11 protein-coding genes and 2 pseudogenes are annotated in these 14,419 nt (G+C 74.5%); 6 read left to right on the top strand and 7 right to left on the bottom strand.

What is annotated here, in order from left to right; translation table 11 throughout:
* Positions 1 to 222 (bottom strand): annotated as a pseudogene (locus tag ACIQR3_RS31370) (TetR/AcrR family transcriptional regulator); the annotation flags it as partial.
* Between ACIQR3_RS31370 and ACIQR3_RS31375 the strand changes: the two are divergent.
* Positions 217 to 456 (top strand): annotated as a pseudogene (locus tag ACIQR3_RS31375) (zinc-binding dehydrogenase); the annotation flags it as partial. The pseudogenes ACIQR3_RS31370 and ACIQR3_RS31375 sit on opposite strands and share 6 nt — an antisense overlap.
* A gap of 71 nt (positions 457 to 527) precedes the next feature.
* Here the strand turns inward: ACIQR3_RS31375 and ACIQR3_RS31380 are convergent.
* From ACIQR3_RS31380 to ACIQR3_RS31400, 5 genes are all read right to left on the bottom strand, one after another.
* The gene (locus ACIQR3_RS31380; protein ID WP_403544013.1) at positions 528 to 1,208 is read right to left on the bottom strand and encodes an ATP-binding cassette domain-containing protein; all 681 of its coding nucleotides are present in this window, start codon (positions 1,206 to 1,208) and stop codon (positions 528 to 530) included.
* Positions 1,205 to 2,164 (bottom strand): ABC transporter ATP-binding protein, encoded by a 960-nt coding sequence (locus ACIQR3_RS31385; protein ID WP_403544014.1) that lies wholly within the window; start codon positions 2,162 to 2,164, stop codon positions 1,205 to 1,207. The genes ACIQR3_RS31380 and ACIQR3_RS31385 overlap by 4 nt, the downstream gene beginning before the upstream one ends.
* A complete protein-coding gene (locus ACIQR3_RS31390) occupies positions 2,133 to 3,902 on the bottom strand; it encodes an ABC transporter permease subunit (RefSeq protein WP_403544015.1) in 1,770 nt (589 codons plus the stop codon). The genes ACIQR3_RS31385 and ACIQR3_RS31390 overlap by 32 nt, the downstream gene beginning before the upstream one ends.
* Positions 3,899 to 5,392: an ABC transporter substrate-binding protein gene (locus ACIQR3_RS31395; protein WP_403544016.1), complete on the bottom strand. Its 1,494-nt coding sequence runs from the start codon at positions 5,390 to 5,392 to the stop codon at positions 3,899 to 3,901. Before ACIQR3_RS31395 ends, ACIQR3_RS31390 begins: the two co-directional genes overlap by 4 nt.
* Positions 5,393 to 5,519: 127 nt before the next feature.
* The gene (locus tag ACIQR3_RS31400) at positions 5,520 to 6,479 is read right to left on the bottom strand and encodes a helix-turn-helix domain-containing protein (RefSeq protein ID WP_403544017.1); all 960 of its coding nucleotides are present in this window, start codon (positions 6,477 to 6,479) and stop codon (positions 5,520 to 5,522) included.
* A 199-nt stretch (positions 6,480 to 6,678) separates the two neighbouring features.
* On the opposite strand from ACIQR3_RS31400, the gene ACIQR3_RS31405 reads away from it, so the two are divergent.
* Together ACIQR3_RS31405 and ACIQR3_RS31410 are read left to right on the top strand one after the other, a co-directional pair.
* On the top strand, positions 6,679 to 7,587 hold the full coding sequence (locus tag ACIQR3_RS31405; protein ID WP_403544018.1) for an MBL fold metallo-hydrolase: 909 nt from the start codon (positions 6,679 to 6,681) through the stop codon (positions 7,585 to 7,587).
* 28 nt (positions 7,588 to 7,615) lie between these two features.
* Complete coding sequence (locus tag ACIQR3_RS31410) at positions 7,616 to 9,217, top strand: carboxylesterase/lipase family protein (protein WP_403544019.1); 1,602 nt, start codon at positions 7,616 to 7,618, stop codon at positions 9,215 to 9,217.
* A gap of 80 nt (positions 9,218 to 9,297) precedes the next feature.
* Here ACIQR3_RS31410 and ACIQR3_RS31415 read toward each other — a convergent pair whose 3' ends face one another.
* A complete protein-coding gene (locus ACIQR3_RS31415; RefSeq protein ID WP_403544020.1) occupies positions 9,298 to 10,218 on the bottom strand; it encodes an amidohydrolase family protein in 921 nt (306 codons plus the stop codon).
* Positions 10,219 to 10,508: 290 nt separating this feature from the next.
* On the opposite strand from ACIQR3_RS31415, the gene ACIQR3_RS31420 reads away from it, so the two are divergent.
* The 3 genes from ACIQR3_RS31420 to ACIQR3_RS31430 are packed head-to-tail and all read left to right on the top strand — an operon-like array spanning position 10,509 to position 14,397.
* Positions 10,509 to 11,912 carry a 2-hydroxycarboxylate transporter family protein gene (locus tag ACIQR3_RS31420; RefSeq protein WP_403544021.1) on the top strand — a complete coding sequence of 468 codons (1,404 nt, stop codon included), beginning with the start codon at positions 10,509 to 10,511 and terminating at the stop codon, positions 11,910 to 11,912.
* Positions 11,913 to 11,950: 38 nt separating this feature from the next.
* Positions 11,951 to 13,027, top strand: coding sequence for an isocitrate/isopropylmalate dehydrogenase family protein (locus ACIQR3_RS31425; protein ID WP_403544022.1), 1,077 nt, complete (start codon positions 11,951 to 11,953; stop codon positions 13,025 to 13,027).
* Complete coding sequence (locus ACIQR3_RS31430) at positions 13,027 to 14,397, top strand: NAD-dependent succinate-semialdehyde dehydrogenase (protein ID WP_403544023.1); 1,371 nt, start codon at positions 13,027 to 13,029, stop codon at positions 14,395 to 14,397. Before ACIQR3_RS31425 ends, ACIQR3_RS31430 begins: the two co-directional genes overlap by 1 nt.
* The last annotated feature ends 22 nt before the right edge of the window (positions 14,398 to 14,419 follow it).

Here is a 14,419-nt window from a genome sequence, read left to right on the forward strand (position 1 = left end):
TCACCCGCGTCCGGAAGGACGGGTGACCTCCCAGGCGGCTTCGATCATCCGGAAGATCTCGTCCAGCGCCGCCTCGGGATCGGCCGCCTCACGGGCCAGCGCATAGGCGTCGATCGCGAACCTCGCGATGGTCCGGCTCACCGTCGCGGACCGGGAGAGCCCGGGACCGGCGGCGATGGCCGTCGCCGGCGTCTCCGCGTGGCGCAGCCTCATCGTCTCCTGGGGGACCCGCGGAAGGTGATCTCCATCGCCGACCTCGGCGCGCCGGAGCACGGGGTCCGGTTCTCCGGCGTGGCCGGGAGCGTGCCGGACGCGCTCGCCGAGGCCGTCGACCTCATCGCGCGGGGCGCGCTCCACATCCCGGTCGAGCGGTCCTACCCGCTCGCCGAGGCCGCGGCGGCGCACGCCGACATCCAGGCCGGCCACGCGCGCGGACGCCGGGTCATGATCATCTGACCCGCGTCCGGCGCCGCCCGCGCGCTCACCCGCTGTGTCCCGGGAGCCGGACCGGACACCCTGCCCCGGCGTCAGGCGCGGACCGCCCGCCCCGCCCGCATCTCGACCACCCGGTCCGCGAAGTGCCGTACGACCGCCCGGTCGTGGCAGATGAACAGGTACCCGAGCCCCAGTTCGTCCTGGAGGTCGGCGAGCAGGTTCAGCACCCCGGCCCGCACGGAGGCGTCGAGCGCCGACACCGGCTCGTCGAGGACGAGCAGCCGCGGCCCGGAGGCGAGGGCGCGGGCGATCCCGGCCCGCTGGCACTGGCCGCCGGAGAGTTCGTGCGGGCGCCGGTCCCCGTACGACGGGTCGAGGCCGACCCGGTCGAGCAGCTCGGCCACCCGGGCGGGACCGTCGGTCCGGTCCCACATGCCGTGCAGCTTCAGCGGTTCGGCCACCGCGTCGCGGATGCGGTGGCGGGGGCTGAGGGAGCCGTACGGGTCCTGGAAGACGGGCTGCATGCGCGGGCGCAGCGGACGCAGTTCCCGTTCGGTCAGGGACGTCAGCTCCCGCCCCTCGAAGCGGACCTCCCCGCCGTCGGGCCGGCGCAGCTGGAGCACCGCGAGGGCGGTGGAGGACTTGCCGCAGCCGGAGGGGCCGTCGAGGGCGAGGGTCTCACCGGCGTCCAGCGTGAACGACAGGTGGTCCACGGCGGTCACCGGGCCGTAGCGGACGACCAGGTCGCGGACGTCCAGCAGAGGGTGGGTCACACGAACTCCCGCAGCGGGTCGGGCACGTCGACGGCGCGGTGGCAGGCGACCAGCCGGTCGTCCACGGTGCGTTGTTCGGGTTCGTGGTCGTGGCACACGTCCGTCGCCAGCGGGCAGCGCGGTGCGAACGCGCAGCCCGGCCCGAGCGCGTCCGGCGCGGGCGGGGTGCCGGGCAGCGCCGGCAGCCGGCGGCGCCGGGGGCCGTCCTGCGGAAGCGAGGCCAGCAGGCCCGCGGTGTACGGGGCGCGCGGACGGTCCAGGACCTGCCGGACCGCTCCGGTCTCGGCCGCGCGGCCCGCGTACATCACCAGCACGCGGTCCGCGTGGGCCCGTACGACGTCCAGGTCGTGGGTGACGAGGACCAGCGCGGCGCCGACCGCCTCCCGCTGCTCGGCCAGGAGCCGCAGCACCTGCTCGCGGCGCTCCTCGTCCAGCGCGGTGGTCGGCTCGTCGGCGACCACGACATCGGGCTCGTTGACCGTCGCCATGGCGATCACCGCGCGCTGCCGCATGCCGCCCGAGTACTCGTGCGGGTAGGCGCGGGCCCGGCGCGCGGCGTCCGGGATGCCGACCCGGTCCAGCGCCGCCACGGCCAGGGCGCGCGCCTCACCCCGGGAGACCCGCCGCACCGACCGTACGGCGGCGGCGAGCTGGTCGCCCACGGGGTGGACCGGGGAGAGGGCCGACAGGGCGTCCTGCGGAACGAGCGTGATGCGGCGCCCGCGCCCGGCGGCGGGGTCGGCACCGTCCCGCAGCCGTACGCTGCCGCCGGTCGTCGCACCGCGCGGCACCATCCCGAGCAGCGCCCGGGCGGTGAGCGACTTGCCCGCGCCCGACTCGCCGACCACGGCGAACACCTCGCGCGGCCGGACCTCGAAGGACAGCCCGCGCACCACCTCCACCGGGCCGAACGCGATCCGCAGGTCACGCACCGACAGCAGTGCCTCGGACGGCATGGGCGGTCTCCTTTCGTACAGTGCGGCGGCCGGCCCTGCGCCGGGCGCCCCGGCCCTGCGCGTACGACGCCCCCGACACGGCCAGCCCGGCCAGCAGGGCCAGGGCGACGGCCGGGGCCAGGGCGGCCCAGGGGGCGCGTTCGATGTAGGCCCGGGACTCGTCGAGGAGCAGGCCCCACTCGGGGGCGGGCGGCTGGGCGCCCAGGCCCAGGAAGCCCAGGGAGGCCAGGGCGAGGGCGATGCCGGGCAGCCGCAGCAGGGCGTGCCGGGCGACCGGGGCGGCGACGGACGGCAGCACGTGCCGGGTGAGGATCCACCACGGCGGTGCGCCGAGGGCGCGTTGGGCGGTCAGGAACGCCGACGCCCGCACCTCCTGCACCAGCGCCGCCGCGTGCGCCGCCAGCGGCGGCCAGGAGATCAGCGCGACGGCGAGGGCCGCGCCGCCGGTGCCGGGACCGGCCGCCGCCGCGACCAGGATGCCGACGATCACCGGCGGCAGGGCGTTGGCGATGTCCGCCGCGCCCGCCGCCACACCGGGCAGGAAGCCCAGCGCCAGCCCGGCCAGCAGGCTCAGCAGGCAGACGGCCGCCGCCGTGCCGACCGTCGAGGCGGCCCCGTGCCCGAGCCGGGCCAGCACGTCACGGCCGAGCCCGTCGGTGCCCAGCGGGTTCGCCCACGAGGGCGCCGCCAGCCGGGCCGTGGTGTCCACCGCGTACGGGTCGCGCAGCAGGCCCCAGCCGATCACCACCAGCAGCACGGCGGCGAGGAGGACCGGCAGCGCCGGGTGCGCCCGGACCGGGCGGGCCGGCGGCAGCACCAGCCCGGCCTCGCGCAGGGCGGGCCCCAGCATCCGGCGCCGTACGAGGGCGGCCAGCGCGCCGGTGACCAGGCCCAGGGCGAGCAGGGCGAGGACCGAGCCCTGCAGCAGCGGCAGGTCCTGCGACTTGGCCGCGCCCAGCGCGGTACGCCCGATGCCGGGCACGGCGAACACGGCCTCCACCGCGACCGCCCCGCCGGTCAGACCGACGGCGACCATCCCGAATTGCGGTACCAGCGGCGGCAGTACGCGGCGCAGCGCGGCGGCCGAGACCCGGGCAGGGCCCACTCCCGCTCCCCGCCACAGCTCCACCCACCGTTCGTCCAGCACGGCGGGGAGCGCGTCCGCCATGAGCCGGCCGAGCAGGCCGCCCGCGGGGACGCCGAGCGCGAGGGCGGGCAGCACCATGTACGCGGGACCCTGCCAGCCGGACGTCGGCAGCCACCCCAGCCACACCCCGCACACCAGCAGCACCACGGTGGCCAGGAGGAACTCCGGCACGGCGGCGGCCATGGCGGCGAACGCCCCGCCCGAGCCCCGCCCCCGCACCAATACAGGCGCCACCAACGCCATGGCCAGCAGCACCGCCACGGTCAGCGCGGCGGCCATCAGCCCCAGGGACACCTGGAGCCCGGAGACGACCGACGGCAGGATCTCCGTCCCCGACACCCACGAGGTGCCGAGGTCGCCGCGGACCAGCCCGGTCGCCCAGTCGCCGAGCAGGGAGAGCGGTCCGGCGTCCAGGCCGAGATCCCGGCGGATCGCGTCCAGGGCCTCCTCGGTCGGCTCCTGCTCGGCGGACCGGGCGCGCAGCACGGTCAGCGCCGGGTCCCGGCCCGAGAGCCAGGGGAGCAGTCCGACGGCGGCGAGGACCGCGGCCAGACAGACGGCGCGGGTCACGCCCGCTGCGGACGGCCTCACTTGACGTGGGTGTCGAGCGTGACCAGCTCCCGCTCGCGCGGGTCGTGGGCCGCGCCGACCACGTCGGCCGCGTCGCCCTGGATCACGCGTTCGTGGAGCATCGGCACGGCCGCGTCGGTGGCGAGCACGGCGGCTTCCGCTTCGACGACGGCTTGGCGCCGGGCGTCACCGGTCGGCGTCGTGCCGGCCTTGTGCAGGGCCTTGTCCACGGCCGGGTCGGCGAGCTGGGAGATGTTGAAGGAACCGTCGGAGGCGAAGTCGCTGTAGAGGTACGCGGCCGGGTCGCCGGAGTCCAGGACGGTGGCCCGGGAGAGGATGAAGGCGTCGAAGGCGCCCGCCAGGGCGTCGGACTCGATGTTGGCGTACTCGCGGACCTCCAGCTTCACCTCGAAGCCGGCCTTCTGGAGCTGCTGTTGCAGCGCGGCGGCCACCTCGGGCAGTTCGGCCCGGTCGGTGAAGGTGCCGATGGTGACGGTCCGGCCGTCCGGGTCGCCCGCCTCGGCGCGGCTCACCGGCTCGCGCAGGTCCGCCGCCCACGGCAGCGCGGGCCCGAGCAGCCCTTCGGCCACGTCGGCCCTGCCCTCGTAGACGCCCTTCACGATCGCCTCGGCGTCGATCGCCTCCCGGGCCGCCGCCCGCAGCGCGGGGTCCTTGAAGGCGCCCTTCTCCGTATTGAGGTAGAGGGTGTTGGTGCGCGGCATCGGGACCTCGGTGATCAGCTCCTCGTCCAGCAGCGCGGCCTGCGAGACGGGCACGGCCTCGACGATGTCGGCCTCCCCGCTGCGCAGCGCGGCGGCGCGGGCGGTGCCGTCGGGCACGAACGTCACGTCGATGCCGGGTGCCTTGGCCGTGCCGCCCCAGTAGTCGTCGTAGCGGTCGAGGGCGGCCGAGGAGGTGCCGTTGACCTCGGTCAGCTCGAACGGGCCGGTCCCGGTGCCGACCGGGTCGACCGTCTTGCCCCGGTACGCCTTCGCCGCGAGGATCGACAGCTGCGGGGAGCTGAGCCGCTGCGGGACCAGGGGGTCCTCCTCGGCGGTGGTGACGACCACGGTCCCGGCGCCCTTCGCCGCCACGGTCAGCTCGACGCCGTCGAGGATGCGGGGCTTGGGGGAGGCGGTGGCCGCCTTCGTGAGGGAGCGGACGACGGCCTCGGCGGTCAGCTCGGTGCCGTCGTGGAAGGTGACGTCGTCGCGGAGCGTGAAGGTCCAGGCCCGGCCGGACTGCTTCCACTCGGTGGCCAGGGCGGGTTCGGCGTCGCCGTCCGCGTCCAGTTTCACGAGCGTCTCGGCCGTCGACCAGCGGGACAGCTTGAACGCGTCGTCGGAGAGGGGGGACAGGCCCGAACGCGGCGGCTGCATCATCGCGACGCGGATGCGCTCGCCGCCGCCGGTGCCGGTGCCGGTGGCCTCCGTGGTCGCGAAGCACCCGGTGAGCAGGGCGGAGGAGGCGAGAACCGCGGGGACGGGCAGGAAACGGGCAGGGACGCGCACGGGGTCACTCCGGGTAAAGAGCGGGTCAATGGTTGAGCGTGCGACGACCGTAGCACGATGACAATCGTTTTCAGAGTCTCGGGTGAGGGTGCCTGACGAGGGAGAACGTCCCCGGACGGCGCGGGCGTCAGTCCCGGCCGGCCCGCGCGGCACCCTCGCCGGCGGCCTCGGGGACGGCCTCGGGGGCGGCCTTGCGGGTGGCCTCGGGGGTGGCCTGCGGGGCGGCCTCGGGGGTGGCGCGCTCGCCGGTGGCCTGGGCGAGCAGGGCGAGGGCGGCCCGCGACGGCGAGTCCGCCTCCGTGGTGGCGACCACGACGGCGGGACCTCGCCCGCTGCTCATGGTCTGCTGGATGACGGTCAGCGGCCCGACCAGCGGATGGCGCATCTCGTAGCCGGCCATGGCGCAGGCCCGGACCCGGTGGTCGGCCCACATCGAGGCGAACTCGCCGCTCTTCGCGGACAGTTCACCCAGCAACGCGTGCAGCGCCGCGTCCTCCGGGTGCCGGGCCGCCACCAGGCGCAGATTGCCGACCATGGCCCTGGCCTTGCTCTGCCAGTCCGCGTACAGGTCACGGACGTGGCCGTCGAGGAACAGCAGCCGGGCCATGTTGGGACGCCGCCCCGGCTGGTCGGGGGCGGTGAAGTCCAGGTGCCCGGCGAACAGGGCGTGGCCCAGCCGGTTCCACGCCAGCACGTCGGTGCGCCGGCCGAGCACGAGCGCGGGGACGTCGCCGAGCACGTCCAGGAACTGACGTGTCTCCTCCGGTACCCGCTCCGGCGCCGGACGCCGGCCCCGGGGCCGCTGCCGGTCCACCCGGGCCAGGTCGTGCAGGTACCGCCGCTCGGACTCGTCCAGCCGCAGGGCCCCGGCGATCGCGTCCAGCACCTCGGGCGACGCGCTCAGCGACTGCCCCTGCTCCAGCCGCGTGTAGTAGGAGGCGCTCACCCCCGCCAGCAGCGCCAGCTCCTCGCGCCGGAGCCCCGGCACCCGCCGGCGCTCCCCGTAGGTGGGTACCCCGACGTCCGCCGGGCGCAGCTGGGAACGCCGCGTCCGCAGAAACTCTCCGAGCTGTGTCTTTCCGCCCATGACTCCGAGTATGGGCCGCCTCGTCGCACCGAGCCTGACCCGGCTGTGGATAGGAAAGGGCGGGTCTGGTGCCGCGCCCGCGTCCTCGATGAAGTCGGAGGCAGCGCCCGGGCCCTCACCGGGCGCCACTCGGACCGGCGTCCGCGCGGTGCCGTACGTCCGGCCGAGTGCGCCTCCTGCGACCGACCAAGGACACCCCATGCAGCAGATCACCCTCGGCGACGTCTCCATCACCCGGGTATGGGAATACTTCGGCCCCGTCGACATGACGCCGGACGTGTTCTTCCCGGACAGCCCCGCCGACATCTGGGAAGCCGACTGGCTCGCCCCGCACTTCCTGGATTCCGGGACCGGCATCGTGAATTCGGCGATCCAGACCTGGCTGCTGCGCAGCGAGGGCAGGACGATCCTCGTCGACACCGGCGTGGGCAACCACAAGGAGCGTCCCTACTCCCCGGTCTGGAGCCACCTCGAAACGGACTACCTGGCCGCCCTCGCCCGGGCCGGCGTCCGCCCCGAGGACGTGGACGTCGTCGTCAACACGCACCTCCACGTCGACCACGTCGGCTGGAACACGTACCTGGACGGCAGGCAGTGGGTCCCCACCTTCCCCAACGCCACCTACCTGATGCCCAAGGCCGACTTCGACTTCTGGAACCCCGAGAACGGCCACCGGCCGCTGCTCGGGCGCGGCAACCAGAACGTCTTCGAGGACAGCGTGGCCCCCGTCCACCGGGCCGGCCTGACCCGGCTGTGGGAGGACAGCCACCGGATCGACGCCAACCTGCGCCTGGACGCGGCCCCCGGACACACCCCCGGCTCCTCCGTACTGACCCTCACCTCCGGCACGGACCGCGCGGTGTTCGTCGGCGACCTGCTGCACAGCCCGGTACAGATCCTGGAGCCGGACGCCAACAGCTGCTTCTGCGAGAACCCGGCCGAAGCCCGCGCCACCCGCCGCAAGGTGCTGGGCTGGGCCGCCGACAACAACGCCCTGCTGATCCCGGCCCACCTGGGCGGCCACGGCGCCACCGAGGTCGTACGCGACGGAAGCACCTTCGCCGTCAAGGGCTGGGCGCCCTTCACCCCGTACTCCGAGCAGCGCTGAAGCCCACGGCACGAGGAAGGCACGAAAGATGAACCACCACCCCGTAGTGACCACCGGGCAGGGCGCCGTCCGCGGCCTGCGCCAGGAGGACGGCACCGCCGCCTTCCTGGACATCCCCTACGCCGCCCCGCCCCGCGGAGCCGGCCGGTTCGCCCCGCCCCGGCCGCACGAGCCCTGGGACGGCGTACGGGACGCCACGGCCCCCGGACCCAACGCGCCGCAGTCCGAACGCGGGCTCGGCGCCCTCGACATGACCCCCTACTTCGGCACCGGCTGGAGCCGCGGCGAGGACTACCTCACCGTCAACGTCTGGACACCCGAGGCCGCGCGCGGCGGCCTGCCGGTCATGGTGTTCGTGCACGGCGGCGGATTCGTCGCCGGTTCGACGCGGTCCGCGCTGTACGACGGGTCCGCCTTCGCCCGGGACGGAGTCGTCCTCGTCACGCTCAACTACCGGCTCGGCATCGCCGGTTTCCTCGATCTGCCCGGTGCCCCCGCCAACCGCGGCCTGCTCGACGTCGTCGGCGCGCTGCGCTGGGTGCGGGAGAACATCGCCGGCTTCGGCGGTGACCCGGACAACGTCACGCTCTTCGGCCAGTCGGCCGGTGCCACCATCGTCGGCGGCGTCCTCGCCACGCCCGGGGCCGCCGGACTGTTCCGCCGGGCGATCGTGCAGAGCGGCAGCGGCCTGGGCGCGTTCACCACCGAGCAGGCCGCCCGCGTCACCTCGGCGGCCGCCGAGATCCTGGGCGTCGAGCCGCACGCGGACGCCTTCGCGGACCTCTCCGACGACCGCCTGGTGGCGGCCGTCCCCCGGCTCGCGGGAATCGACCTGCGCACCGCCGCCCACCACGACCCGCTGATCGGCCTGAGCCCCTTCAGCCTGGTCCTGGACACCCAGCCCGCCGACGCCGTCGCCGCCGGGCACGGCTGCGGCGTCGACCTGCTCATCGGCACCACCACCGAGGAGGGCCGCCTCTACCTGGTCCCCGTGGACCGGTACGCCTCCTCGACGGCCGGGGACGTGGCCGACACGGCGGCCCGCTCGCACCCGGACCCGGCGCGGCTCGTCGCGACGTACCGCGAGACACGCCCCGGGGCGTCCCACGGCGAACTGCGCTCCGCCGTCATGGGCGACGCGCTGTTCGGCGCGGGCACCCGCGCCCTGGCCACCGCCCACGCCGCCCACCCCGGGTCCGCGACCTTCGCCTACGAGTTCGCCTGGCGCTCGCACGCCCTGGACGGACAGCTCGGCGCCGCGCACGCGGTCGAGCTGCCCTTCGTCTTCGACCGCACGCACCTGCCGCGGCTGCACGGCCCCGCCGGGCTGCTCGGCCCCGACCGGCCCCCGGCGGATCTCGCGGCCCGCGTCCACGCCACCTGGATCCGGTTCGCCACCACCGGCGACCCCGGCTGGGACCCGTACGACACCGGGCGCCGGGCCACGATGCGCATCGACGCCGAGTGGACCCGGATCGACGACCCCCGCGGCCGGGAACTGCGGGCCTGGGACCCGGCGCCTCGGCCGGCGGGGCGGGGCCGGGTCACCGGGACGCCGTCGTCCGCGGCGGCGGGGGAGGGACGCGGGCGCGGGCCGGCTTCGGAAGGGGAGCCCGGTCCGGCGCAGTAGACGGTCGTGCTGAGGCCGGGTTCGGCGGCCGGGCCGAGCGACTTGGCCGCGCGCGGCCGGCTTCGGTGCCGAGGCCGACGTCACCAGCCGTAGAGCGTCGCCGGGTTGTCGACGAGGACGTGCCGCAGGCGGGACGCGTCGAGGTGGGCGCGAAGACGGGTCAGGGAGAGGCCGTCGTCGACGGGCAGGAAGGGCTCGACGCGGTCGGGGTGCCGGGTGGCGGGGGAGCCGCCGGTGTGCGGCCAGTCGGAGCCCCACAGGGCCCGGTCGGCGCGCGTGTCGAGGAGGGCTGCCAGGGCCGGCCCGAGATCGTCGTAGCTCCCGCCGGCGGCGGCACGGTACGGCGCGGACAGTTTCACCCACACGCGGCCGGTCTCCAGCAGCCGGCACGTCCGCGCCAGGCTGCCGGTGCCGTCGTCGGTGCCGGCGCCGGGCTTGATGCCGGCGAAATGGTCGAGGACCACCGGGACGGGAAGCCGGGGGAGGAGGTCGTCGACAGCCGCCAGGGCGGCGGCGTCGAGGTGCAGGTCCAGGTGCCAGCCGAAGGGCGCGATCGTCCGGGCCGTGGCACGGATGCGCTCGCGCGCCCGCTCCAGGTCGTTGGAGGTGTTGGCGCCGAGGTTGACGCGGACGCCGCGCACGCCGGCCCGGTCCATGGCCCGCAGTTCCCGGGAGCCGGCGCCGGGGTCGATGACCGCGACGCCGCGCGCCGCTTCACCCAGCGTGCGCAAGCCGTCCAGGAGCCGGGTGTTGTCGGTGCCGTAGGGGCTGGGCTGGACCAGCACGGTCCGGGTGATCCCCAGGTGGCGGTGGAGGGCGCGCAGGTCGGCGGGGAGGGCGTCGGGCGGGAGGTAGCCGCGGTCGGCCGCGTACGGGTGGCGGTGGGCGGGGCCGAAGACGTGCACATGGGTGTCGCAGGCGTGGTCGGGGAGGTCCGGTCCCGGACTGTGCCGGGTGCCGAGGACCTGGACGGCGCGGCCTTCGGACGGTGGTGCGGACAACGCTGGCTCCTCGCGTGAGCTGGGGGGACGCGCGGCGAAGGTGCCGTCGCGTGAACCGGGGGACACGCGGCGGACTCGTCGCGTTCGGACAGTACTCCCGGCCGCGTTTTGGTACAACGGTCTTCCAAAAAACCAAGGGTTGTGCTTAACGTATCCGCAGCAGGGGCCTGCCGGGGCGCGGCGAAGCCCACTGCTCACCTCGGCGATCACTCGCCACGGACGGTCCGGACAGCCGCCTCACCCGTCCGGGACCGACCGCCTCCTCCCCTGAGCCGCTGTAAGGACGCACCATGTCCGACCTCGCAAGCTCCGCGACACCAGCCGAGCACACGCCACCGGGCGCACCCGGCCGGCGACAGCGTGATTCCGACGCCCTCCCGTCGGACGACCGCACCCCCACCCTGTGGCACCGGTGCATGGACCGGGACATCGGCATCGTGCCGCTGCCGGTGTTCGTGGCACTCGCGGCGCTGATCGCCGCGCTGGCCGCCACCGGTCACCTCACCGGGGAACTCGCCGTGGTCATCGGGATCATGGTGGTCTTCGCCTTCGCGCTGGCCGAGATCGGCAAGCGGGTCCCCGTCCTGCGCGCCGTCGGCGGAGCCGCGGTCTTCGTGACGCTCGTGCCGTCGTGGCTCGCCCACCAGGGGTGGATCCCGAGCGCCGCCGTGGAGTCGATCGGAGGGTTCTTCACCGATACGAAGGTCCTGAGCCTGTTCATCGCCTTCGTCATCGTCGGCTCCATCATGAGCATGGACCGCACGGTGCTGGTCCGGGGCTTCGCGAGGATCTTCGTCCCGCTGCTGGCGGGCAGTGCGGTCGCCCTCGTGGTGGGCACCGCCGTCGGCACCGCCACCGGCCTCGGCTTCGAGCACACGGTGTTCTTCGTCGTCGTACCGATCATGGCCGGCGGCGTCGGCGAGGGTGCCGTTCCGCTGACCATCGGTTACGCCGGTGTCCTCGGCGCCGCGCAGGGCGAGCTGCTCGCCCGGGTGCTGCCCGCCATCTTCGTCGGCAACCTGACCGCCGTCCTGCTCGCCGGGCTGCTGAGCCAGGTGTGCCGCAGGCGTCCGGACCTGACCGGCGACGGACGCCTGGACGCCGGCGAGGGCCCCGACCTGCTGGAGGCCGCCGAGTCCGGTCCGGGCGGGCGCACCCCGGTGACCGCCCAGCAGGTCGCGGCGGCGGGCATCACCGCCGTCACCCTCTACCTGGCCGGCGTCCTCGCCCACAGCCTGCTCGGCTGGCCGGCCCCGGTCGTGATGCTGGTCCTCGCGGTGGTCCTCAAGGTCGCCCATGGTGTCACCCCGCGCCTCCAGCACGGCTCGCGGTTCGTCTACGACTTCTGCCTGGCCGCCATGGCCTTCCCGATGCTGTTCACCTTCAGCGCCACCCAGACACCGTGGCGGACCCTGGTCGAGGGCTTCTCCCCGGCCCCACTGGCGACCTGCGTACTCACGGTGTGCGCCATGGTCGGCACCGGATTCCTCGTCGCCCGCAAGGTGGGCCTCCACCCCGTCGAGACCGCCCTGGTCACGGCCACGCACAGCGGCATGGGCGGCGCGGGGGACATCGCCATCCTCACCGCGGCCGACCGCATGCGGCTGATGCCGTTCGCCCAGATCGCCACCCGCATCGGCGGCGGCATCACCGTCACCGTGGCCCTGGTGGCCGCCCACACCTTCGGTCTGTGAACACCTTCCACCCCCCACCACCCCCTGAAAGGCACCCCGTGAACATCCTGGTCCTGCCCGGTGACGGCATCGGTCCCGAGATCACCGCGGCCACCCTCGACGTGCTCGGCGCCGCCGACAAGAAGCTCGGGCTGAACCTGACGTACGAGACCCACGACATCGGCTTCGCGTCGCTCGCCGCCTCCGGCTCGACCCTCCCGGACGCCGTACTGGAACGGGTTCCGCAGGCCGACGGCGTACTGCTCGGTCCGGTCTCGCACCTCGACTACCCGCCGCGCACCGAGGGCGGCGTCAACCCCTCGGCCGAACTGCGCACCGCGTTCAAGCTCTACGCCAACATCCGCCCCTGCCGCTCCCACCCCGACCTGAGCATCCTGCGCGAGCCGATGGACCTGGTCATCGTCCGGGAGAACACCGAGGGCTTCTACTCGGACCGCAACATGTTCGCGGGGGCCGGCGAGTTCATGCCCGACGAGGACTCGGCGTTCTCGATCCGCAAGGTCACCGCGACGGCCAGCGAGCGGGTCGCCCGGACCGCCTTCGAACTGGCCCGCGGCCGCCGCAGGAAGGTGACCGCCGTCCACAAGGCCAACGTGGTCAAGCTGTCGGACGGACTGTTCCTGCGCGAGGTGCGCAAGGTGGCCGCCGAGTACCCCGACGTCGAACTCGAAGAGCTGATCGTGGACGCCACCGCCGCGCTGCTCATCCGCAGCCCGCGGCGGTTCGACGTCGTCGTCACCACCAACATGTTCGGCGACATCCTCTCCGACGAGGCGTCCGAACTCTCCGGCAGTCTGGGCCTCGGCGGCTCCGTGAACGCCTCCGACACCCTGTGCGTGGCCCAGGCCCAGCACGGCTCCGCCCCCGACATCGCGGGCCGGGGCGTCGCCAACCCCACGTCCCTGATCCTGTCCGCCGCGATGCTGCTGGACTGGCGCGGCCGGCGCGACGGCGACGAGCGGCTCACCCGGGCCGCGGCCCTGATCACCGGCGCGGTCGGCACCGTGCTGGACAACCCCGCCACCCGCACCCGTGACATCGGCGGCAGCCTCGGCACCGCCGACTTCGCCGCCGAGACCGTCCGTACCATCGAACTCACCGGAGAGACCGCCTGATGATCGTCTCCAGCAACCCGGCCACCGGAACCGAACTCTCCCGCCACACCCCGCATACGCCCCAGGAGGTCGACGGCATCCTCGACGCCGCCGCCTCGGCCCAGGCCGGCTGGCGCCGGCGCGACGTCACCGACCGCACACCGCTGCTGCGGGAGATGGCCCGCGTCCTGCGCGAGGGCAAGGACCACTACGCGGCGCTCATCACCGCCGAGATGGGCAAGCCCGTCACCGAGGCGCGCGCCGAGATCGAGAAGTGCGCCATGGCCTGCGAGTACTACGCCGAGCACGCCCCGGCCCAACTCGCCGACCGCCCGGTCGAATCCAACGCCACCGAGAGCGCCGTCGTCCACGACCCGCTCGGCGTCGTCCTCGCCGTCATGCCGTGGAACTACCCCTTCTGGCAGTTCTTCCGCTTCGCCGCCCCCGCCCTCGCGGCCGGCAACGGCACGCTCCTCAAGCACGCCAACAACGTGCCGCAGTGCGCCCTCGCCGTCGAGGAGGTCGTCCGCGAGGCCGGCGCCCCGGACGGCCTGTGCCGGACCCTGCTGATCGAGGTCGACCAGGTGGCGGGGATCATCGCCGACCCGCGGATCGCGGCGGTCACCCTGACCGGCTCCACCGAGGTCGGCGCGATCGTCGCCGCCCAGGCCGCCGCCGTACTGAAGAAGCAGGTGCTGGAACTCGGCGGTTCCGACCCGTTCATCGTGCTCGCCGACGCCGACATCGCCGCTGCCGCCGCCACCGCCGTCAAGGCCCGCTACATCAACGTCGGCCAGTCCTGCGTCAACGCCAAGCGGTTCATCGTCGAGGAGGCGGTGGCCGAGGAGTTCGTGACGGTCTTCACCGCCGCCGCGGCGGCCCTGAAGACCGGTGACCCGACCGACCCCGACACCGCCATCGGCCCGATGGCCCGTGCCAACCTCCGCGAGACCCTGCACGACCAGGTCCGCCGCACGGTGGACGCCGGCGCCGTCCTCGCCCTCGGCGGCGAGATCCCCGACGGGCCGGGCTGCTACTACCCGCCCACCGTCCTCGACCACGTCCGCCCCGGCATGGCAGCCTTCGACGAGGAGACCTTCGGCCCCGTCGCCGCCATCACCCGCGTCGCCGACGCCGACGAGGCCATCGCCCTGGCCAACCGGACCGAGTACGGTCTCGGTGCGGCCCTGTGGACCGGCGACCTCGACCGAGCCCGCCGGCTGACCCGGGTCCTGGACGCCGGTGCCGTGTTCGTCAACGGCATGGTCGCCTCCGACCCGCGCCTGCCCTTCGGCGGCATCAAGAAGTCCGGCTACGGCCGGGAACTCGGCGCCGAGGGCATCCGCGAGTTCACCAACACCAAGACGGTCTGGATCGGCCCGGCCGCCTGACCACCCCCCCACCTGGAGAACA

Source organism: Streptomyces sp. NPDC090994 (assembly GCF_044768905.1).
Taxonomy (GTDB): Bacteria; Actinomycetota; Actinomycetes; order Streptomycetales; family Streptomycetaceae; genus Streptomyces.

What these genes read in the sequence shown, in the direction of transcription:
- ACIQR3_RS31385 (WP_403544014.1), bottom strand. Translation starts at nt 2,164, where the DNA reads ATGCCGTCCGAGGCACTGCTGTCGGTGCGTGACCTGCGGATCGCGTTC.
- ACIQR3_RS31400 (WP_403544017.1), bottom strand. Translation starts at nt 6,479, where the DNA reads ATGGGCGGAAAGACACAGCTCGGAGAGTTTCTGCGGACGCGGCGTTCC.
- ACIQR3_RS31405 (WP_403544018.1), top strand. Translation starts at nt 6,679, where the DNA reads ATGCAGCAGATCACCCTCGGCGACGTCTCCATCACCCGGGTATGGGAA.
- ACIQR3_RS31410 (WP_403544019.1), top strand. Translation starts at nt 7,616, where the DNA reads ATGAACCACCACCCCGTAGTGACCACCGGGCAGGGCGCCGTCCGCGGC.
- ACIQR3_RS31420 (WP_403544021.1), top strand. Translation starts at nt 10,509, where the DNA reads ATGTCCGACCTCGCAAGCTCCGCGACACCAGCCGAGCACACGCCACCG.
- ACIQR3_RS31430 (WP_403544023.1), top strand. Translation starts at nt 13,027, where the DNA reads ATGATCGTCTCCAGCAACCCGGCCACCGGAACCGAACTCTCCCGCCAC.